Origin of the sequence: Lysinibacillus sp. Y5S-8, assembly GCF_036894365.1 — a bacterium.
Taxonomy (GTDB): domain Bacteria; phylum Bacillota; class Bacilli; order Bacillales_A; family Planococcaceae; genus Lysinibacillus; species Lysinibacillus fusiformis_D.
Map to the genome: position 1 here is coordinate 3359329 of NZ_CP145889.1, position 20161 is coordinate 3379489.

Annotated in this window: 22 protein-coding genes, 1 tRNA gene, 1 riboswitch and 1 other annotated feature; of the genes, 4 read left to right on the top strand and 19 right to left on the bottom strand. The window is 39.0% G+C overall.

Translation table 11 applies throughout. The annotated features are described in order from the left end of the window. Nucleotides 1–43: 43 nt before the first annotated feature. Nucleotides 44–478 (top strand): site-specific integrase, encoded by a 435-nt coding sequence (locus V6670_RS16360; RefSeq protein WP_338651687.1) that lies wholly within the window; start codon nucleotides 44–46, stop codon nucleotides 476–478. A 94-nt stretch (nucleotides 479–572) separates the two neighbouring features. Here the strand turns inward: V6670_RS16360 and V6670_RS16365 are convergent. After that, a tRNA-Arg gene (locus V6670_RS16365) sits at nucleotides 573–646 on the bottom strand. 220 nt (nucleotides 647–866) lie between these two features. Here V6670_RS16365 and V6670_RS16370 point away from each other — a divergent pair. Continuing rightward, complete coding sequence (locus V6670_RS16370; RefSeq protein ID WP_338651689.1) at nucleotides 867–1613, top strand: SDR family oxidoreductase; 747 nt, start codon at nucleotides 867–869, stop codon at nucleotides 1611–1613. 92 nt (nucleotides 1614–1705) lie between these two features. Continuing rightward, nucleotides 1706–2356, top strand: a complete 651-nt coding sequence (locus V6670_RS16375) for a hypothetical protein (protein WP_338651690.1) — start codon at nucleotides 1706–1708, stop codon at nucleotides 2354–2356. A gap of 14 nt (nucleotides 2357–2370) precedes the next feature. Here V6670_RS16375 and V6670_RS16380 read toward each other — a convergent pair whose 3' ends face one another. The 13 genes from V6670_RS16380 to V6670_RS16440 all read right to left on the bottom strand — a co-directional run bounded on the left by V6670_RS16380 (nucleotide 2371) and on the right by V6670_RS16440 (nucleotide 12603). Then, nucleotides 2371–3039 carry a DUF2071 domain-containing protein gene (locus V6670_RS16380; protein WP_338651691.1) on the bottom strand — a complete coding sequence of 223 codons (669 nt, stop codon included), beginning with the start codon at nucleotides 3037–3039 and terminating at the stop codon, nucleotides 2371–2373. Between the two features lie 59 nt (nucleotides 3040–3098). After that, complete coding sequence (locus tag V6670_RS16385; protein WP_338651692.1) at nucleotides 3099–3269, bottom strand: DUF2639 domain-containing protein; 171 nt, start codon at nucleotides 3267–3269, stop codon at nucleotides 3099–3101. A 98-nt stretch (nucleotides 3270–3367) separates the two neighbouring features. Next, nucleotides 3368–4828, bottom strand: coding sequence for a YdiU family protein (locus V6670_RS16390; RefSeq protein ID WP_338651693.1), 1461 nt, complete (start codon nucleotides 4826–4828; stop codon nucleotides 3368–3370). Nucleotides 4829–4958: 130 nt separating this feature from the next. Continuing rightward, entirely contained in the window at nucleotides 4959–5462 is a 504-nt protein-coding gene (locus V6670_RS16395; protein ID WP_338651694.1) for a metallophosphoesterase, read from the bottom strand. A 12-nt stretch (nucleotides 5463–5474) separates the two neighbouring features. Next, nucleotides 5475–6068 (bottom strand): XTP/dITP diphosphatase, encoded by a 594-nt coding sequence (locus tag V6670_RS16400; RefSeq protein WP_036128214.1) that lies wholly within the window; start codon nucleotides 6066–6068, stop codon nucleotides 5475–5477. Nucleotides 6069–6070: 2 nt separating this feature from the next. Continuing rightward, nucleotides 6071–6820 carry a ribonuclease PH gene (gene rph / locus V6670_RS16405; protein ID WP_141904741.1) on the bottom strand — a complete coding sequence of 250 codons (750 nt, stop codon included), beginning with the start codon at nucleotides 6818–6820 and terminating at the stop codon, nucleotides 6071–6073. Nucleotides 6821–6954: 134 nt separating this feature from the next. Then, entirely contained in the window at nucleotides 6955–7752 is a 798-nt protein-coding gene (gene racE, locus V6670_RS16410) for a glutamate racemase (protein WP_141904740.1), read from the bottom strand. A 10-nt stretch (nucleotides 7753–7762) separates the two neighbouring features. After that, the gene (locus tag V6670_RS16415; RefSeq protein WP_016991542.1) at nucleotides 7763–8215 is read right to left on the bottom strand and encodes a MarR family transcriptional regulator; all 453 of its coding nucleotides are present in this window, start codon (nucleotides 8213–8215) and stop codon (nucleotides 7763–7765) included. Between the two features lie 74 nt (nucleotides 8216–8289). After that, on the bottom strand, nucleotides 8290–8511 hold the full coding sequence (locus tag V6670_RS16420; protein WP_004226437.1) for a LuxR C-terminal-related transcriptional regulator: 222 nt from the start codon (nucleotides 8509–8511) through the stop codon (nucleotides 8290–8292). A 187-nt stretch (nucleotides 8512–8698) separates the two neighbouring features. Beyond that, entirely contained in the window at nucleotides 8699–9163 is a 465-nt protein-coding gene (locus V6670_RS16425; protein WP_338651695.1) for a thioesterase family protein, read from the bottom strand. 225 nt (nucleotides 9164–9388) lie between these two features. Further along, the gene (gene sdhB / locus V6670_RS16430; protein ID WP_058844339.1) at nucleotides 9389–10168 is read right to left on the bottom strand and encodes a succinate dehydrogenase iron-sulfur subunit; all 780 of its coding nucleotides are present in this window, start codon (nucleotides 10166–10168) and stop codon (nucleotides 9389–9391) included. A gap of 5 nt (nucleotides 10169–10173) precedes the next feature. Then, entirely contained in the window at nucleotides 10174–11928 is a 1755-nt protein-coding gene (gene sdhA, locus V6670_RS16435) for a succinate dehydrogenase flavoprotein subunit (protein WP_036128225.1), read from the bottom strand. Nucleotides 11929–11994: 66 nt separating this feature from the next. Next, nucleotides 11995–12603 (bottom strand): succinate dehydrogenase cytochrome b558 subunit, encoded by a 609-nt coding sequence (locus tag V6670_RS16440; RefSeq protein WP_141904737.1) that lies wholly within the window; start codon nucleotides 12601–12603, stop codon nucleotides 11995–11997. A 272-nt stretch (nucleotides 12604–12875) separates the two neighbouring features. Here V6670_RS16440 and V6670_RS16445 point away from each other — a divergent pair, with 272 nt between their 5' ends. Then, nucleotides 12876–13310, top strand: a complete 435-nt coding sequence (locus V6670_RS16445) for a YslB family protein (RefSeq protein WP_036128229.1) — start codon at nucleotides 12876–12878, stop codon at nucleotides 13308–13310. Nucleotides 13311–13405: 95 nt separating this feature from the next. On the opposite strand, the gene V6670_RS16450 is transcribed toward V6670_RS16445, so the two are convergent. From V6670_RS16450 to V6670_RS16470, 5 genes are all read right to left on the bottom strand, one after another. Next, nucleotides 13406–14632: an aspartate kinase gene (locus V6670_RS16450; protein ID WP_338651696.1), complete on the bottom strand. Its 1227-nt coding sequence runs from the start codon at nucleotides 14630–14632 to the stop codon at nucleotides 13406–13408. Nucleotides 14633–14746: 114 nt separating this feature from the next. Next, a riboswitch (Lysine riboswitch) is annotated at nucleotides 14747–14925 on the bottom strand. Between the two features lie 109 nt (nucleotides 14926–15034). After that, a complete protein-coding gene (gene uvrC, locus V6670_RS16455; protein ID WP_141904736.1) occupies nucleotides 15035–16825 on the bottom strand; it encodes an excinuclease ABC subunit UvrC in 1791 nt (596 codons plus the stop codon). Between the two features lie 123 nt (nucleotides 16826–16948). Continuing rightward, on the bottom strand, nucleotides 16949–17260 hold the full coding sequence (trxA, locus tag V6670_RS16460) for a thioredoxin (protein WP_004226420.1): 312 nt from the start codon (nucleotides 17258–17260) through the stop codon (nucleotides 16949–16951). Between the two features lie 121 nt (nucleotides 17261–17381). After that, complete coding sequence (locus V6670_RS16465) at nucleotides 17382–18731, bottom strand: amino acid permease (protein WP_141904735.1); 1350 nt, start codon at nucleotides 18729–18731, stop codon at nucleotides 17382–17384. A 58-nt stretch (nucleotides 18732–18789) separates the two neighbouring features. Next, nucleotides 18790–19022, bottom strand: a binding site (T-box leader). Between the two features lie 129 nt (nucleotides 19023–19151). Then, nucleotides 19152–20129 carry an electron transfer flavoprotein subunit alpha/FixB family protein gene (locus V6670_RS16470; protein WP_101966536.1) on the bottom strand — a complete coding sequence of 326 codons (978 nt, stop codon included), beginning with the start codon at nucleotides 20127–20129 and terminating at the stop codon, nucleotides 19152–19154. Between the last annotated feature and the right edge of the window lie 32 nt (nucleotides 20130–20161).

Genomic DNA, 20161 nt, shown 5'->3' on the forward strand with positions numbered 1-20161 from the left:
CACTTCCCCTTTTTCCAATATTAAAAGCACCCTCAATTTGAGAGTGCTTTATATAAAAGAAACAAAAGGTAAAAGAAAACGTGTAGTAACTATTCCTTCAAATATTCTGAATGATTTAGTTACACCTGCAGCAGTAAAAAAATATCAACTGGAAGAGGCAGGCGAGGAGCGAGTATGGGAAGGACATACTTTTCTTTTTTCAAATGAGTTTGGTAAACCTTATCGTCCAGATTCAATAAGTCAGTGGTGGGATCGTTTTATGAAAAAGAATCCCGATTTACCTAGAATTCGTTTTCACGATTTAAGACATACTTCAGCTACCCTTTTGATTCATGCTGGTGAACATCCAAAAGTCATACAGTCGAGATTAGGTCATTCAAATATTACAACTACCATGAATACTTATGGACATCTTTTACAAGAAACGGATCAGCGAGCAAGTTCTCACTTTGATAAACTTTTTGATGAAAAAGATTGATTTGGGCACCTCTTGGGCACCAAACAGAATATTATGCATTTATGCATAAAAATAAAAAGCCTTACAACCGTTGTGGCTGTAAGGCTTTTTATGACGTCCCAGGAGGGATTCGAACCCCCGACCGACGGCTTAGAAGGCCGTTGCTCTATCCAGCTGAGCTACTGAGACATGGTGTCGTTTCTATGTATTTCATAGGAAGGACAATACTTATTATATGTACTTTATGGCATAATGTCAACATTAATTTTACTATGTAGGCAAGGTTTGCCTCATATTGTTCATCATATGTTGCCACAGCTTCGATTATACCATGTCTTACTTCTCTCAAGAAGACGAATATGAAAATATTTGCTACACTATTGGCGATAAAAAATTCGGAGGTATGTAGATGTTTAAGGATTCGGTTGTTGTTGTTACAGGTGGCGCACAAGGGATTGGCAAAGGGATGGTGCTTGCATATGCACGGCATGGCGCAAAGGTGGTAATTGCTGATTTAAATGACGGTTTAGGTCAACAATTAGAACAGGATATGCTTGCACAAGGCTACGCTGTTACATTTGTTCAAACAGATGTAACGAAGGAACAGGATATCGTTCAGTTAATGCAACGAGCTGTTGAGCAATATGGGACTATTCATATTTTAATTAATAATGCTGGGAAGTTTCAGCATATCTCTCCTTATGATGTGACGTTTGAGGAGTGGAATCATCTACTACACACAAATTTAACGAGTGCCTTTTTCTGTGCAAGAGAGGCTGCGAAGGTGATGAGGCACAATGTGAAAGGTGGTTCGATTGTTTCGTTAGCATCTACACGGGCTGAGATGTCAGAACCTAATACAGAAGCCTACGCGGCTACAAAAGGTGGTATTGTGGCGTTAACACATGCTTTAGCGCGGTCTTTAGGTCCTGATCAAATCACGGTGAATTGTATTTCGCCTGGCTGGATTGAAACAGGCGATTATGAGGCACTTCGACCAGTCGATCATGTACAGCATTTATCAGGAAGGGTTGGTGTGCCTGAAGATATCGCACAGGCTTGTCTCTATCTAACAAACCCCGTAAATAATTTTGTGACAGGCATTAATCTTACGGTCGATGGCGGCATGACAAAGAAAATGATGTATGAAGAGTAGTTTTGTCATTTGCTCTTCCTTACTTGTTCTTCATACCCAGAGTTTCCTTAGAGTATGCTACTGTAGGAGAAAGAACAAGAAGGAGTGAAGCCTTGTACCCCTATTCAAATGGTTTTTCATTAAGCCAGTTGTATCAAGCCCCCTCTACTCAATATACGGCACCGATTCGTCACTTTTTACATTCACATGATTACCGGCGCTGTATCAGTAAAATCGAAGCTGATTTTATGGCGATGAATCGCTTACTCTGGATGGAGCATGTCAATTGGACGCGAATGACGATTATTAGCATTGTCTTCAATTTACCTGATCTTCCTTTTGTGCAGCAGCGTCTGTTACGAAATGCGGCTGATTTAGGAAATTGTCTACGTCCCTTTTACGGCGACTCTATAGCAGATCGATATACAGCATTAATTAAAGAACATCTGCTGCTGGCTGCTCAATTAGTGACAGCTGCTGCTAAAGGAGACGCTACCACAGCGGAAGCAAAAGAGAAGGAATGGTATCGCAATGCAGATGATATTGCACTATTTTTGCATACGATTAATCCTTACTTAAGAAGAGAGGCTGTCCAAAAAATGTTTTATACGCATTTAGCTTTAACGAAAAATGAAGCCGTGACGATGATCCAGAAAGATTATCAAGCGGATATAGACGTTTTTGATGAAATTGAAGCAGAAGCTCTAGCCATGTCAGATATGATTGCTGGCGCCATTGTGATGCAATTTTGTTATCTTTTTTAATGTAAAAAACCCATTTATTTGCGTTCAACTACTGGCAGAAAAACTTTCGCTACTTTGTTTTTAGCAAAATGAGCAATAGGCTGCGTTCCCTGAAAATTCCCCTTCATAAAAGAAGCTAATGTATTACTGTGAATCGTTGCACTTGCCCGCTGTAATTCCCATGGTGAGTGGTGGATATCAATTCGAAAAAGGGTATCCTTCCACTTGGCCCATGAATGATAACGTTCTACAATCCATTGGTCAAAATTAGTATTCGTGTTATCTTCTATTGTATAAGTAACCCTTAATCTTTCGTCACAGGCTTTGTAATGGCTTGTATATGAAAAGTGATTTTCTCTTTGTTTTGCTAAGATTTTGGAGAAGCGGTATGGTAAACTGCCTAATGCCGTGATTTTTGACACGAAATAATTCGTTACATCTAAATGAAAAAAATAGATGCCTTTCATGCCGTTATACTCTACATATGTTCGGACATTCAATTGTAAATAGATATTCATCCCAGGAATGGTTGGTAGAAATCGTAGTCGATGTCGATGAACTTTAAAAAGGACAGCACTTAGCCAAGCATTTTGTTCAAAGAGATCAAGTTTTAGTTCCTCAGGTAGATGTTTTTCTAACTCTTTGGGGTCTATGGGCCAGTGTAAAAATAGAACATCTTGCCATGTCTGTGTCATCATCCACATAGAAAAACTCCTTTCTAACTACTAGCTTTTCCTAGAAAGGAGTTATTCAAACAACTGGACTATTTATCTTGCTCAGCATATTCTATTTCAACATACCGATAATATAAATTTCGTAATTCAGATTCTTTAAATAAGCCTAAATGGTTTTTAAATTGAGGATGAACCATTATCCCATGAGCTCGTAACTCTTTGACAAACCAACCTTTTGAAAATTTATGCACCGACCCCATTCTCCTTTATCTTTATTCATACATAGAGTATGCGATTGGATTCTGTAGAGTGCCTATATACAATAAAAAACGAGAGAATGAATGTCTCTCGTTTTTACTCATGTGCCACAAAAAGTACGATATGGTTGATTAGACGGTTCAGGTAATGCAGCATATTCTTGTTGCTCTTTCGTATGGGCATAAGGCTGAGCAAGGACTTTTAATAAATTGTTCATAACACTATAGTCGTCTCGTTCTACAGCTGCTTCTAAAGCTTCTTCTACCCTGTGATTGCGAGGAATAACAGCAGGATTATGTTGACGCATTAATTGTTGTGACATTTCTTTCGTTTGCTGCTGTCTCGCTAATCGCTCCGTCCATTTTTGATACCATTCTTGAAACGCTGATGCATTCATTAATGGGGTAACTTCCATTTGCTCAAAGGTTAAAGCGATAAACGTATTCGTATAATCTGCTTCGTATTGTTGCATAAGCTGGAGAAGCCCTTCAATAAGCTGGACATCTTCTTGCTCTTCATTAAAAATACCTAGCTTTGCGCGCATCCCCTTTAACCAATTTTCAACGTAAAAGTGAGGATATTGTTGTAGCGTGTCTTGTGCCAATTGAATAGCTTCTTCTTGATCATCGTGAATGAAAGGGAGTAACGTCTCAGCTAAGCGTGTTAAATTCCAGCCACCAATGTTGGGCTGATTGCCATAAGCATAACGACCTTGCCGATCAATAGAGCTAAATACAGTCGCGGGATCATAGGTGTCCATGAAAGCGCAAGGACCATAATCAATGGTTTCACCGCTAATGCTCATATTATCTGTGTTCATGACTCCATGAATAAAGCCCACTAACTGCCACTGTGCTATTAAGGATGCCTGCTTCTTCATGACTTCCTTTAGCAAATAAAGATAACGATTTTGAGTGCCAGTATCAGCTGAGAAATGACGTTCTAATGCATAGTCAGCCAAGCGCTGGAGCTCTTCATCTGTTCCCCATTGTGCGGCATATTGAAAGGTCCCTACTCGCAAATGACTGCTGGCAACTCGCGTGACAATTGCTCCTGGTAATTCAGTTTCTCGCATAATCATTTCACCTGTAGCCACTACTGCAAGACTACGTGATGTGGGAATCCCTAACGCAAACATCGCCTCACTCATGATGTACTCCCTTAGCATTGGTCCTAACGCAGCTCGTCCATCTCCACCACGAGAATAAGGTGTTCTACCAGAACCTTTTAGTGCGATATCAAACCGTTCCTGTTGAGGTGTTATATGTTCTCCATATAAAAGCGCTCTACCGTCACCCAACATATTAAAATGACCAAATTGATGCCCTGCATAGGCTTGTGCAATTGGTTCGCCACCTTCTGGGATTTTATTGCCAGCCAAGATAGCGACTCCCTCTTCCCTCTGTAAAGCTTGAGCATCTAATCCAAGTAACGCTGCAACAGCTTCATTTAACAGAACTAGCTTTGGTGAACGAACAGGATTTAACGAAATATCGGAATACATAATACTTGGTAGTCGAACATAACTATTATCAAAATGCCAGCCAATTGTCTTTTCCATGTTTTCTCCTTTATTGCCTTTTGATTTATTTTTGCTAATTCAACATTAATCATTCCTAGTCAAATTTACCACTAGAAAGCCTACATAAAAATCCACATAACTTTAATGTTATGCGGATTTTTATTTTATGTTAATTTCGTTGAAAAGTATGGGTCGCAATACTTTGATGATCATCTGTCAAGCAAGCGACTTTAAAAGAGGTTGCAGTGATTTCCACAACCGCAAAGCTTTTCTCTTTACGACCACGTGGTTTTAATAAGCTTCCAGGATTTAAAAATAATATATCATCAATCATTTCGGCACCAAGGATATGAGAGTGACCAAAGCATACGATTTGTGCGTTCACCTCTTTGGCCCGATAGGTTAATGATAAGATGGAATTTTTCACATTGAATAAATGGCCATGCGTCACAAAAATTTTAACGTCATTGACTGTGAAAATTTCCTCTTCGGGGAAAGCTGTTTCACGATCACAGTTTCCTCTTACTTTTTTCACGCCTTTTAATGCCTCATGTGAGAAAGGAAGTTCACTATCTCCACAATGAATTACAACATCTATTTCAGGATAAAAACCTTTAACCTTTTCGATGACATGACTGTCACCATGTGTATCGCTCATAACAAGTATTTTCATGGATATCACCTCTTATTTTATAAGATTTGGTAATTGTTCCTTTAACTTGCGAATGGCATTGCCACGGTGAGAAATAGAGCCTTTTTCCTCTGGTGAAAGCTCAGCCATCATACGATTTAAGCTTGGTACGAAAAAGATTGGATCATAGCCAAATCCATTCGTTCCACGTTTTTCATGTGCAATAACCCCTTCACATGTGCCGAATACCGTTGTCGTTACAAAATCAGGTCCTGCAATTGCAATGCAGCAGCAAAAACGTGCAGTACGTTTGTCATCTTCGACACCATGTAAATTAGCTAACAATTTTACCATGTTTGCTTCATCGTCATGATCGCCAGCATAGCGGGCAGAATACACGCCTGGCTCACCATTTAATGCATCCACTGCTAAGCCACTATCATCTGCAATCACAATTGTGCCAAGTTCCTTCGCCAACGCTTCTGCTTTTAAGATTGCATTTTCTTCAAATGTTGTACCAGTTTCTTCTATTTCCATTTCTGGTGCTACTTCAAACATTGTCACTACTTCATAACCTAGTGGACCAAATAATGCTTCGAAATCTTTTGCTTTTCCTTTATTTTTTGTGGCAATGACTACTTGTTTCATAATTATTGATTCCCTCCGACTTTGTTGGCCAGTTCACCAAGCGTTGTTTTTTGAAGATTTACTAATTGCTGAATGCCTTTTTCACCTAATGCTAACAATTCATTCAGTTCTTCACGAGAAAAGGTAGCTTCCTCACCTGTACCCTGTATTTCAACAAATCGCCCTGTACCTGTCATCACAATATTCATATCAACAGCAGCAGCCACATCTTCTACATAATTTAAATCAAGAATGGCACCTTGTTCTTCTACAATGCCAACACTTGTAGCCGCTAAAAAGTCTGTTACTGGGAACTTCTCAAATGGCTTTTCTTCAGCAAACTTAGCAATTGCCTGTGTCATTGCAACAAATGCTCCTGTAATAGATGCTGTACGAGTGCCACCATCAGCTTGAATAACATCACAGTCAATCCATACAGTGCGTTCTCCAAGGGCTTCTAAATCGACAACAGCACGTAATGCACGCCCAATTAAGCGTTGAATTTCCATCGTACGGCCATTGACTTTTCCCCGTGAGGATTCACGTGGTGTACGTTGAGCGGTTGCACGAGGAAGCATTGAGTACTCGGCTGTGATCCATCCTTTCCCTTGGCCACGTAAAAAGCCAGGTACTTTGTCTTCAATTGTTGCTGTGCAAATTACTTTTGTATTACCTACTTGAATTAATACGGAGCCTTCTGGGTGTAATAGATACTCAGTATCCATTTTTACAGGTCGTAGCCCGTCTGCATTTCTTCCATCAAATCTTGTCATATCATTCGTTCCTCCTAAAAACTTTCGCGCCCTCATCTTATCACAATTTGTGCCATCAAAAAAGTACTCGGACGTTTATGTACATAGCTAAAAAAACGGCAAAAATCAGCCTAGCCTGTTGCTAAGCTGATTTTTTATTTTAATGTAATACGTTTTATGTCAAGAGTACCTTGCTCCAGCCAATTCTCAGCGATTGAACGGAAAATTGGAACAGAACCAGATGCAAAAAATTTATGAGCAGGCACCGCATCAGCATTTGCTAAAGTGCCGTTATACGCTAACATTTCTTGAACATCTTTTGCTGTTTCCTCCGCAGAAGATAACACATTCACATCTCCTCCGACAACAGCTTCAATTTGTTTTTGTAAAATAGGGTAATGTGTACACCCTAAAATAACCGTATCAAATTGTCGATTTTTCAACGGCTTTAAGCCTTCAGCTATTAACTTATTTGCAAAGTCACCTTTGTATTCGCCACTTTCTACAAGTGGTACGAATGTTGGACATGCTATTGGGATAATATGTGTTGACGTATTAAGTGATAATAAGGCTTCTTCATACGCCCCACTTTTAATTGTTCCTTCTGTTGCAAGCACAACGACTTCATGTCGCTTCGTCTTTTTTACAGCTGCACGTGCGCCAGCATTAATAACGCCTAGTACCGGAAAAGGCATATTTCTTTGTAAACTTTCGAGTGCTACTGCAGTCGCTGTATTACAAGCAATAACGAGCATCTTAATATTCATTTTTTCGAGTGCTTTTGCCATTTGCCAAGTGAAATTCCGTACTTCCTGACGACTTCTTGGACCATACGGACATCTTGCTGTATCGCCAATGTAATAGATCGTTTCGTTTGGCAATCGCTTCATGATTTCTTTTGCTACGGTTAAACCGCCTACTCCTGAGTCAATAACGCCTATCGGGGCATTCATACTTTCCGCCTCAATCCTGTTTCATGTGTACATGTAGTTTTTCTAAATAGCTTGATAATTGCGCGACTTCTTGTTCATTAAAACCAACAAGCATCTCCTGCAAGTATTGCTGCCTTTTTTCAATAACTTCTTGAATAATACGTTCGCCCTTTTCGAGAAGATGAACGACAACAACACGGCGATCATTTTCATCACGCACACGCTTGACTAATTCATTTTTCTCCATTCGATCCACTAAATCTGTTGTTGTGCTAAAGGCTAAATATAAACGGTTTGATAATTCGCCAATTGTAATATCACCAAGCTCTTCTAACCACTGTAATGCAACAAATTGTGGCGGCGTTATCGCATAGTCGGAAACAATTTCTCTTCCCTTTTGCTTCACGATGGCCGCTATATAGCGTAATTCCTTCTCAACCGTTGCAACGGTTTCAGGTGAGTGCTTTGTTACTTCATCCGACATATAACTATTTCACTCCTAAAAATACGTTGAATAGTTCTATTTTGTCGTTTTTTTCACGAAATAGCAAGTGTCCATTAGTCTAATTTAAATTCTTCCAAGCGTAACAGCTCAATTAACGCCTGAGATCGATTCGTTACACCTAGCTTTTGAATTGTATTGGAAATGTGATTCCGCACTGTTTTTTCACTAATACCAAGCTGCTCTGCAATATCTCTCGTTGTTTTTTCAGCTAATAAAAGCGCAAATATTTCACGTTCTCGGTTTGTTAAAAGAGAACGATGATGAGAGCCATTCATTCAGTTACACCCTCCTCCCCCGCACGTATTGTAACTTATGTTAAGGGGCTGGAAGCGGTGACGGCTATTTGCATGATTATTCCATGTTTCCTTAAAAATTTCGAAAATTACATCAATACATTCATAAATTTTATGTAAAATGCAATTCCTACTTTTTCAATAAACTTTTATATAATTACACTATAAACTAATGAGGAAGAATAGCCAATTGAATGAATTTCGTCCTATCTTCCTCAGAAATCGGCACACTCTTGCCTATTCGTGGATCCATTTGCACAATTGTTCCACGACCAGTGAAGCAAATTTCATTCTTTTGATTTTTAGCTAGATAATGAATGTCCAGTGATGAATTTCCAACTTTCGCGATCTTTGTGTAAATTCGGAGAGCATCATCAAAGAAGACCTGCTTCACATAATCACATTGTAAATCGGCCACTATCGGTATAGCCTGCACATCCTCATTAACTGCTGAAGGCATTAAAATACCTAAATGATGGAAATAATCAATTCTTGCTTGCTCAAAATATGTAAAGCTAACGGTATTGTTCATATGACCAAACATGTCTGTCTCTGAAAAACGTACACGTACCTCACTATAAAAGGAAAAATCCTTTTCCCACTCTTGAAAATCTTCAATATAGTTTGCTTTCATGTTACACCATCCCCTGTTATGTATTTGCCTGTTTTAATTATAATGACGGCAAATGAAATGAATACATATTCATTATAAAAGAAAATACTATATTATCATAGAAAAAACCGCAATTTACGCCTTTTATCACAAATATTCCTTCTGTTTATATCATATGCAACTTCAAATAAAAAAACTCCCTCACACAAAGTGTAAGAGAGTTTGGGCATTCAGCTTGTCCGTATATTAATCTACGTAGTGGTCAGAACCGAAGAAGTTACGGAACATTTGCACTGTAGTTGCACGGTTTAGTGAAGCGATAGATGTTGTTAAAGGAATTCCTTTTGGACATGCAGCTACACAGTTTTGAGAGTTACCACAGTTCGCAAGGCCACCATCACCCATAATAGCATTTAAACGTTCATCTTTAACCATTGCACCAGTTGGGTGAGTGTTGAAAAGACGTACTTGTGATAATGGAGCTGGGCCGATGAATGAAGCTTTTTCAGACACGTTTGGACATGCTTCCATACATACACCACAAGTCATACATTTAGATAATTCATAAGCCCATTGACGTTTACCTTCTGGCATACGTGGACCTTCACCTAAATCATAAGTACCATCAATTGGTACCCAAGCTTTCACTTTTTTAAGTGCATTGAACATACGTTCACGGTCAACTTGTAGGTCACGAATAACAGGGAATGTCTTCATTGGCTCAAGCTTAATTGGCTCAGTCAACTGATCAACAAGTGTTGAACATGATTGACGTGGACGGCCATTGATGACCATTGAACATGCACCACAAACTTCTTCTAAACAGTTCATATCCCATGATACTGGCGATGTGTTTACACCATCTTCAGTAACAGGATTTTTTTGAATTTCCATTAAAATTGAGATTACGTTCATACCATGACGGTAAGGCACTTGGAATTTTTGCCAGTAGCTATTGCCGCCTTGTGTATCTTGACGTAAGATTTCCACTTTGACCATTCTTCCAGTATTAGCTGCGATTTGCATAACTTTTAGTCTCCTTTCGCAGAGTAGTCGCGTTTACGTGGTGGGATTAAAGAAACGTCGACTTCTTGGTACGTGATGATTGGATTACCAGTAGTTGGATCAAACTTCGCCATTGTTGTTTTTAAGAACTGCTCGTCATCACGGTTAGGGAAATCAGGTTTATAGTGTGCACCACGAGATTCATTACGTAATAGTGCACCTTTTGTCATTACTTTTGCAAGCACTAACATATTTTTAAGTTGACGCGTAAAGTGCGCGCCTTGATTACTCCATTTTTGCGTATCGTTAATGTTGATGTTATTCCAACGCTCAGTAAGCTCATCAAGTTTTTTCAATGTATCTTCAAGCTGATCATTGTAACGTACTACAGTCATTGTAGCAGTCATCATTTCACCAAGCTCTTTATGCAGTAAGTAAGCGTTTTCTGTGCCTTCCATTTTCATGATAGCATCCCATTTCGCTTGTTCCTCTTTGACACGAGCATCGTAAATCTCTTGTGGAAGATCTTCTGCATGCTTTTTAAGGTGTTTTACATAATCTACTGCGTTTGGTCCTGCAACCATACCACCGTAGATAGCAGATAATAATGAGTTCGCACCAAGACGGTTTGCACCATGTTGAGAGTAATCACATTCACCTGCTGCAAATAGACCAGGAATTTCAGTCATTTGGTTGTAATCAACCCATAATCCACCCATTGAATAGTGAACTGCTGGGAAAATTTTCATTGGTAATTTACGTGGATCATCCCCTACGAATTTTTCGTAGATTTCGATGATACCACCAAGTTTAACGTCCAATTCATGTGGATCTTTATGAGAAAGATCTAGGTATACCATGTTCTCGCCATTAATACCAAGTTTTTGGTTTACACAGACATCAAAAATTTCACGTGTTGCAATATCACGTGGTACTAAGTTACCATAAGCTGGGTATTTTTCTTCTAAGAAGTACCAAGGTTTACCGTCTTTATAAGTCCAAATACGACCACCTTCACCACGAGCTGATTCTGACATTAGACGGTTTTTGTCATCTCCAGGAATCGCTGTTGGGTGAATTTGAATGAATTCGCCATTCGCATATGAAGCACCTTGTTGATAAACGATAGAAGCAGCAGAACCTGTGTTAATAACAGAGTTTGTTGTTTTACCGAAGATAATCCCAGGGCCACCAGTCGCCATAATAACAGCGTCTGCACGGAATGATTTAATTTCTTCTGTACGCATATCTTGCGCTACGATACCACGGCAAACGCCGTCATCATCGATGATAACACCAAGGAATTCCCAGTGCTCATATTTATTTACTAAACCAGCTACTTCATGAGAACGAACTTGCTCATCTAGCGCATATAGTAATTGTTGACCAGTTGTTGCACCAGAGAAAGCTGTACGGTGCATTAAAGTACCACCAAAACGACGGAAATCTAAAAGTCCTTCTGGTGTACGGTTGAACATAACACCCATACGGTCCATTAAGTGGATAATGCCAGGTGCTGCGTCACACATACCTTTTACTGGTGGTTGGTTCGCTAAGAAGTCCCCACCATATACTGTATCATCAAAGTGAATCCATGGAGAATCCCCTTCACCTTTTGTATTTACCGCACCATTAATTCCGCCTTGCGCACAAACAGAGTGTGAGCGTTTTACAGGAACTAATGAGAATAAATCAACTTCAGTACCAACTTCAGCTGCTTTAATCGTTGCCATCAGACCGGCAAGACCACCGCCGACAACAATTATTTTGCTTTTCGCCATGATTATTTCTCACTCCTCTTAAAAAATTGCAATGATTGCTGTTACTCTATCGTAGCTTCTATTGAATTATACGAAAGCTAAAATAGCAGCCACACCAACTACACTTAGAATTACGAAAATAATGTTTGTTACGTAAGTAGCAATCTTTTGAGACTGAGGAGATTGTGTAATACCCCAGCTTACTAGGAATGCCCATAAACCGTTAGATAAGTGGAAAGTTGCTGATAAAATACCAACAATGTAGAATCCAAGCATGAATGGATTAGCAACGATATTCGCCATCATGTCGTAATCAACGTGTGTGCCAAGTGCTTTTTGAATACGAGTTTGGAAAATATGCCATGCAATGAAAATCACTAGGAATACACCAGTGAAACGTTGTAAAGAGAACATCCAGTTACGGTATGTGCTGAAACGTCCTGTGTTTGGTGTAGCAGTGAATGCAATGTAGACACCATAGAATGCGTGGAACATTAATGGAATATAGATGACAATCCATTCAACTAGGATAAGGAATGGAATCTTTTCCATTACTGCGGTAGCATCATTGTAACTTTCTGCCCCGCCTGTTGCTGTAAAGTTAATGAACAGGTGCATCGTTAAAAACAGACCTACTGGAATGATACCAAGTAGAGAATGTAAGCGACGCCATAAAAACTCTCGATCTTTCGACAAGACTGTTACCCCCCTTAGTACTTAAAATAGCACAACAAAAGAAGTCATCATTTTGTAAATGATACTTCATTGACTGTGTATTTCATCATGGTACAATATTATGACATGTTTATTGTACTCTCAAGAGCTACGAGCGTCAAGGCAACTCGGAGTTTTTCATAGAGCTTATTAAAGAACTAATCTAGTACATGATGCGTTGTTTTTTCTCGAAAAATCTATCATTACTTTATTACTGTTGAATTTTAAGAAAATTCTAAGAAAGAAGGATAACAATGTTAAACACTCCATCTCCTACAATTTCATCATTTGGTTATGAGCTCATTCGCGATCATATTCTATCTTCTATCCTTGGTAAACATGAGAATGATGTCCTTTATTGGGCAGGTAAAGAGCTTGCTCGCAAGTTCCCATGCAAAAGTCAAGACGAACTTATCGCATTTTTCGCAGATGCCTGCTGGGGTACACTAGAGCTCATGAAGGAATCAAAGGATGGTCGCATTTTCCAATTGACAAATGACCCTGAAATATTGCAAATCAAACAACGAAGCTTTAGACTGGAAGCAGGATTTATAGCAGAGCAAATTCAATTAGCTAAAGGCTACCTTACAGAATGCTATGATGAAAAGCGAGAAAAGCAGCACTATGTCATGTTTACAGTCAAATGGGATGTCAAGGAACGTATTATGAATACCATTCCTACTGAATAATGAAAAGGATTGTCTCCCTATTCAACGGGATGACAATCCTTCTTTTTTCTTCCTTTAATTTCGGACTATTACATAAAATACTGTTTCTTCTATTATTATATATAAAGTGCTTGCTCTAAATTGAATTCATCATGCAAGGCATTTGCTGCACGAATCATATCATCCTGTGGTACAACAACAGACACTTTTATTTCAGACGTACTAACCATTTTTATAGGAATATCTTCACGACGTAATCGATCAAACATGCGAGCAGCAACACCTGGATTAGAGGCCATACCTGAACCAATGATAGAAACCTTCGCCAATCCTATTTCAAAGTCAGCAAAACTAAAGCCAAGTGACAATTTACTATCTTCTAGAACACGCAATGTTTCCGCAAATTCCTCTTTTAAAATGGAAAAAGACACAGTTGGTTTTAAGCCATCAATGATTGCCTGTACAATAATATCTACATTAATGCGGTTTTCTGCAAGGATTGTAAACATATCTGCCAATGCACCATCGGCATACGCATCATACCCCACTGTTAAACGGATAATATCTGACTCAAAGGCTACACCACGGACAACTAAATTTTTCTCCATTTCCACTTCCTCCTTCAATAAAGTACCTACTGACTCTACTAAGCTAGAGCGTATAATAACGGGCATTTGAAATTTTTTTGCTAACTCCACTGCACGAGGATGAATAACATGTGATCCTAAATTAGATAACTCCAGCATTTCATCATAGGAGATTTCCTGCAGCTTTTGAGCTTTGCTGACATAGCGTGGATCTGCTGTATAAACACCGTCAACATTTGTATACATATCAGTTCGCTCTGCTTCCAATGCTACAGCGAGTGCTATAGCTGTTGTTTCAGCTCCGCCTTTGCCAAGTGTAGTAATATTTTGTTCCTCATCAATACCCTGTTCTCCAGCAATCACTACAATTTGTCCCTGTACAAGATGTTCTTCAATACGACTGTCATCGATATAGTCGATACGTGCATGACGATACTTACAATCTGTATGTATACCTGCTTGCCATCCAGTTAAGGACACTGCCTCATAGCCCGCTTCTTGTAATGCGATGGCAAATAAAGCGCTGGATAATTGAGAGCCCGTAGACACGACTGCAGCTAATTCCCGTTTGGGCACTTCGTCCGTTAGTTGATGTACCATCGTTTGCACATCTTTCGTTGTGTGTCCCATTGCTGCAACGACCACGACTACATCGAAGCCTCTGTCCTTTTCAGCAATCGCCTTCCTTGCTGCCTCTTGGATTTGTTCAGTAGAAGCTAGTGCAGCCCCTCCAAACTTCATCATTATTTTAGCCATTTCTTGCGTTCTCCTTTCCAGTCCATATATTTCACCTGCTTCTAAAAAACTAAAAGGCAGCCTCCACATAACGTGAAAGCTGCCTATAACATGTACAATGATCGTAACTTGTGCATGTGTGATAGCTCTCCGAAACTTTTAGAATCGACAATCTTACATTTCTTAAATGTAAAACCAGTACAACAAAGGAAACAACAATGCTGTACTTCGGCAAGCTTCCCTTTCACACACGATCTCTGGACTTGTTCATCCTCCATTGTGTTACTCTTGAATCTTGCACCTCTATCATCACCATAAAGTGAATGTATTCAATTGGTTTAACGCTGGCGTTAACATGCTAGCCACACCAGTTCGCTATTCATCACATTGACGAACAATGTTATTTACAACCTTAGCACATGTCTATTCCTTTGACAATGACTCTTGCTGAAAATAGCTATAAATTTGGCTCGCTAAATTAGCAGGTATTCCTGCCTCCTGCAAAGCTAGCTCGCTTGCCTCTCGAATTTTCTTAACTGAACCAAAATGTTTGAGCAACTGCTGCTTGCGTTTTGGCCCCACACCTTCAATATGGTCTAACACCGATTGAATAGCATGCTTCTCATGCTGTTGGCGCAAGAAGGTAATAGCAAAGCGGTGAACTTCGTCCTGAATTCGTTGCAATAAATAAAAGCCATCACTAGTACGCTTTAAGGCAATTACTTCTGGTGGATCACCAAACAATAGCTGCGATGTATTATGCTTATCATCTTTTGCTAAACCAGCAATCGGTATAACAAGTCCAAGCTCATCTTCTAGTACTTCACGGGCGACTTCCATTTGCCCCTTGCCACCATCAATTAAGACTAAATCTGGCAATGGCAAGCCTTCCTTTAAGACACGCGAATATCGCCGACGTATAACCTCTTGCATCGCACCGTAATCATCATGCTTTGCAGCCGTACGCGTTTTGTATTTACGATATTCCTTTTTCGCAGGCTTTCCATCAATGAAGACAACCATAGCTGATACAGCATCCGTGCCATGCATATGACTATTGTCAAATGCCTCAATTCGTAATGGCGTTGAAATACCTATTGCTTCACCAAGTGCCTCACAAGCACCAATTGTCCGTTCTTCCTGCCGTTCAATTAGCTGGAATTTAGCTGCCACAGCAATTTCAGCATTTTTAGTTGCTAATTCAACCAATTCCCTCTTTTGACCTCTTTTTGGTGTGAGAACTTTAAGCTCTAATAACTCCGTTAAGATGGCTGCATCAATTGCTTGTGGAATAAAAATTTCTTTCGGCTTAATATGCTCTGGTTTTTCATAAAAGCGGCCAACAAATGTTAAAAACTCTTCCTCAGCATCTTGATAGATTGGGAAAACCGAGACATCACGCTCAATCAGCTTTCCTTGGCGAACAAAGAAAACTTGCACACACATCCAGCCTTTTTCGACGGCATAGCCAAATACATCGCGGTTCGTTGTATCACTTGATACTATTTTTTGTTTCTGCATGACCGTATCAATATGTGCAATCTGATCGCGAAACTCTTTCGCTCGTTCAAATTCTAAGCTTTCAGCAGCTGCAAGCATTTTAACTTCAAGCTCTTTTTTGACTGCCTCGACACCACCATTTAAAAACTTCGTCATATCTTCAATCATCTCTTGATAAACTTGACCATTAATTTCTTTTACACAAGGTGCTAAACATTGCCCCATATGATAATACAAGCAAACTTTTGAAGGCAATTGGACACATTTGCGCAATGGATACAATCGATCCAACAGCTTTTTCGTTTCACTTGCCGCATAAGCATTAGGGTAAGGACCAAAATATTTAGCCTTATCCTTTTTTACCTTACGTGTCGTAATAAGACGTGGATGTTTTTCATTCGTAATTTTTAAATATGGATATGTCTTATCATCTGTTAGCATGACATTGTATTTTGGATCATGTAATTTAATGAGATTCAGCTCTAAAATAAGTGCTTCAATATTAGATGATGTCACGATATACTCAAAATCTTCTATTTCACCGACAAGCCTTTGTGTTTTGCCTTCATGTGTTCCCGTAAAATATGAACGTACACGGTTTTTCAGTATTTTCGCTTTGCCCACATAAATGATTGTCCCTTGACGATCCTTCATCAAATAGCAGCCAGGCTGATCCGGTAAAATATCTAGTTTACGCTTGATTAAATCGTTCATTACCTACCTGCCCCCCTACATAAAAATTCCCCTCAATTGAATATGATAGATATTACCTTTATTATATAACGAAAAAAAGCCGAACACATCTATTGATGGTCCGGCTTTTGTGAACTTCATTAATTACGCATGTTTTGCGATAAATGCTTCTAAAGCTTCTTTCGGTTGGAAGCCTACAGTTTTGTCAACTAATTCTCCATCTTTAAATAATAGTAAAGACGGAATTGACATAATTTGATACTGAGCTGCAGTACCTTGGTTATTGTCTACGTCAACTTTTACAATTTTAGCCGCACTTCCTGCAGCGTCCATTTCTTCAAGAACTGGCCCAATCATTTTACAAGGTCCGCACCAAGCAGCCCAAAAGTCTACAAGTACTAACCCTTCTTTAATATCGTCCTGGAACGTAGCATCTGTTGCATGTACAATTGCCATTTGAAATCCTCCTTAAACTTACTATGATTGTAGTATAGCATGGATAAATTCACTTGAGCGAACAATCTGCCTGCAATGTATTTTTTATGAAAAACTGTGTCGAAAAAAACTATAAAGACCATTAATTGGCTTGATAACGACCTTTCCATACATAGGTGAATGTTATAAAAAGATAAATGCCTAACGTAATGCTTGTCACGATAATAGATGTTGTAAAAATAATCCCAATTAAAATCGCACTTAACGCAATAATGGCAATCCACGTTGTATATGGGAACCATTTCACTTCATAGGCACTTGTATGTTCTGCTTGTTTTTTACGGGATTTCAAATGGGCAATCGCAATAATTAACCAAATAAATAACACGGTATAGCCAAGTGATCCCATTAGAAAATCAAAAGTCTTGCTGCCAACATATAAAGATAAAATAACTCCTAAATACATCGCTAATGTACACATTAAAATAGCATATACTGGCACTTTTCTTTTAGATAAGTGGGCAAATATTTTAGGAACCCGTCCGTCTACAGCTTGTGTATATAGTACACGGGATGAGCCATAAAGCCCTGAATTCATGGAAGAAATAATGGCAAGTATAACAACAGCATTCATAATGTGATCTGCGCCTGGAATGCCAATCATTTTGAACACCATTACAAATGGACTTTCTGGAACTCCGTTTACTTCATTCCATGGAATCAAGCTTACGATAATAAAGAAAGGTAGTAAATAGAATGTAACAATACGTACTAATGTACTGCGAACCGCTTTTGGCACTACTTTTTCAGGATTTTTCGTTTCTGCTAATGTAATCCCAATGATTTCTGTACCACCATAAGAATAAATAACAACTAACATAGCAGCAATTAATCCCATAGATCCGTTAGGGAAAAAACCACCGTGCTCGGTTAAGTTAGAAAAACCAACGGCAGTATGGTTTCCAAACGTAGCAAGTAATAAAATTAGTCCTGCTATAATAAAGACAATAATAACGGTAATTTTGATCAATGCTAGCCAGTATTCCGTTTCCGCAAATATTTTCACCGATAATAAATTAATGGCTGTCACTAACACAGAAACAGACAGGGCCAGTATCCAAATTGGATATTCTGGCAACCAATATTGAATAAAAATAGCGGCGACGACAGATTCTGCTGCAATATTTAAAACCCACATTTTCCAATAGATCCAATCTAGGAAATAAGCAGGGTATTTTCCCAACACTGATTGAACTAAATCTCTGAACGTTCTTGCGTCTTTATTTCGAACAGCCATTTCTGCTAGACCTTGCATGACAAATAATAAAATAATGCCCCCTATTAAATAGGCAATCAGCACTGAAGGTCCTGCCATATCAATGGCTGCACTACTTCCTTTAAATAGACCTGCTCCGATGGCTCCACCTAACGCCATCATGGTGATATGACGCGAGGTCATAGTTCTTGTTAATTGTTGCTTGTTTTTTTCCACTTTCTTACCTCCTAAAAATCAAAAAAGCATATCGTCTACTCCTTCATCATCAAATGAAAGAAGAGACGATATGCTATCAGCAAACCGCGGTACCACTCTAATTGGTTCTTGAGAACCCAGCTTAAAAACCTTGTAACGAAGGTTAATCGTCAAACAAATAGAATAATCAGACAATTCTATTTATGTTACCACTCCTAGGCAAGTTCAAAGTCTTATTGGTCTGCGTTGCACCATCCCGCAGCTCTCTTCACCGAATAATGAGCTTTTACTACTCCTAATCTTTGCGTTTCTAATCATTATTATTGTATCAATCACTATACTGGGTAACGTTAATTATGTCAATATTTTATTTTGCGATAATTTTCAAATAGTACTTCATCACAAAAAAAGCAGGAAGGATTAGCCCTTCCCGCTTGTGCATTACGCGTTTACTTTTAACGCTTTAAATTCTTCTATTAGAAGTGGGATCACATCGAATAAATCTCCAACGATACCATAATCCGCTACTTTGAAAATATTAGCTTCTGGATCTTTATTAATAGCAACAATTACTTTTGAATTTGACATTCCTGCTAAATGTTGAATCGCTCCCGAAATACCAGCCGCAATATAAAGATCTGGTGTGACTACCTTACCAGTTTGACCGATTTGTAGTGAATAGTCACAGTACTCAGCGTCACATGCACCACGTGATGCTCCAACTGCACCGCCTAGTAAATCTGCTAGCGCTTTTAATGGTTCGAAACCTTCTTCAGATTTCACCCCACGACCACCAGCAACGACTACTTTCGCTTCTGATAAATCAACACCTTCTGAAGATTTACGAACAACCTCTTTAATAATTGTGCGAAGGTTTGTAATATCAACAGTGATTGCAGACACATCGCCATTTTTACCTTCTGCTTTTTCTAAAGGTGTAATGTTATTTGGACGAATAGAAGCTAAAACAACGCCTTCTTTCACTTTCACTTTTTCAAAAGCTTTACCAGAGTAAATTGGTCGGATGAAGACAACATCATCGCCTGCACCCTCAATAGCAGTAACATCAGATACTAGACCTGCTTGTAATTTACTTGCGATTTTTGGTGATAAATCTTTTCCATTTGCTGTATGTCCAAAGACAATGCCAGCAGGTTTTTCTTGCTCGATAACAGCTAATAGTGCTTGACTATAGCCATCAGATGTATATTGTTTTAAATGTGGGTGTTCCACTGTTACTACGCGGTCAGCACCATATTCAAATAATGGTCCTGTTAAACTTGCTACAGCATCTCCTAAAAGTACCCCAACAACTTCGCCACCATCAGCTATTTGTTTTGCAGCTGCAATTGCTTCGAAAGAAACATTACGTAAGCTTCCTTCACGAACTTCACTTAATACTAATACTTTTTTTGACATAGCATATTCCCTCCGTTACCCTTTAAGATTCG

Excerpts from the sequence above, each read along its gene's own strand:
- V6670_RS16445 (WP_036128229.1), top strand. The coding sequence starts at position 12,876 with ATGTTAAACACTCCATCTCCTACAATTTCATCATTTGGTTATGAGCTC.
- V6670_RS16370 (WP_338651689.1), top strand. The coding sequence starts at position 867 with ATGTTTAAGGATTCGGTTGTTGTTGTTACAGGTGGCGCACAAGGGATT.
- V6670_RS16380 (WP_338651691.1), bottom strand. The coding sequence starts at position 3,039 with ATGTGGATGATGACACAGACATGGCAAGATGTTCTATTTTTACACTGG.
- racE (WP_141904740.1), bottom strand. The coding sequence starts at position 7,752 with ATGAATGCCCCGATAGGCGTTATTGACTCAGGAGTAGGCGGTTTAACC.
- sdhA (WP_036128225.1), bottom strand. The coding sequence starts at position 11,928 with ATGGCGAAAAGCAAAATAATTGTTGTCGGCGGTGGTCTTGCCGGTCTG.
- V6670_RS16415 (WP_016991542.1), bottom strand. The coding sequence starts at position 8,215 with ATGTCGGATGAAGTAACAAAGCACTCACCTGAAACCGTTGCAACGGTT.
- V6670_RS16390 (WP_338651693.1), bottom strand. The coding sequence starts at position 4,828 with ATGGAAAAGACAATTGGCTGGCATTTTGATAATAGTTATGTTCGACTA.
- V6670_RS16470 (WP_101966536.1), bottom strand. The coding sequence starts at position 20,129 with ATGTCAAAAAAAGTATTAGTATTAAGTGAAGTTCGTGAAGGAAGCTTA.
- trxA (WP_004226420.1), bottom strand. The coding sequence starts at position 17,260 with ATGGCAATTGTACATGCAACAGATGCTACGTTCCAGGACGATATTAAA.
- V6670_RS16425 (WP_338651695.1), bottom strand. The coding sequence starts at position 9,163 with ATGAAAGCAAACTATATTGAAGATTTTCAAGAGTGGGAAAAGGATTTT.
- V6670_RS16400 (WP_036128214.1), bottom strand. The coding sequence starts at position 6,068 with ATGAAACAAGTAGTCATTGCCACAAAAAATAAAGGAAAAGCAAAAGAT.
- V6670_RS16385 (WP_338651692.1), bottom strand. The coding sequence starts at position 3,269 with ATGGGGTCGGTGCATAAATTTTCAAAAGGTTGGTTTGTCAAAGAGTTA.
- rph (WP_141904741.1), bottom strand. The coding sequence starts at position 6,820 with ATGACAAGATTTGATGGAAGAAATGCAGACGGGCTACGACCTGTAAAA.
- V6670_RS16450 (WP_338651696.1), bottom strand. The coding sequence starts at position 14,632 with ATGGCTAAAATAATGATGAAGTTTGGAGGGGCTGCACTAGCTTCTACT.
- V6670_RS16420 (WP_004226437.1), bottom strand. The coding sequence starts at position 8,511 with ATGAATGGCTCTCATCATCGTTCTCTTTTAACAAACCGAGAACGTGAA.
- V6670_RS16395 (WP_338651694.1), bottom strand. The coding sequence starts at position 5,462 with ATGAAAATACTTGTTATGAGCGATACACATGGTGACAGTCATGTCATC.
- sdhB (WP_058844339.1), bottom strand. The coding sequence starts at position 10,168 with ATGCAAATCGCAGCTAATACTGGAAGAATGGTCAAAGTGGAAATCTTA.
- uvrC (WP_141904736.1), bottom strand. The coding sequence starts at position 16,825 with ATGAACGATTTAATCAAGCGTAAACTAGATATTTTACCGGATCAGCCT.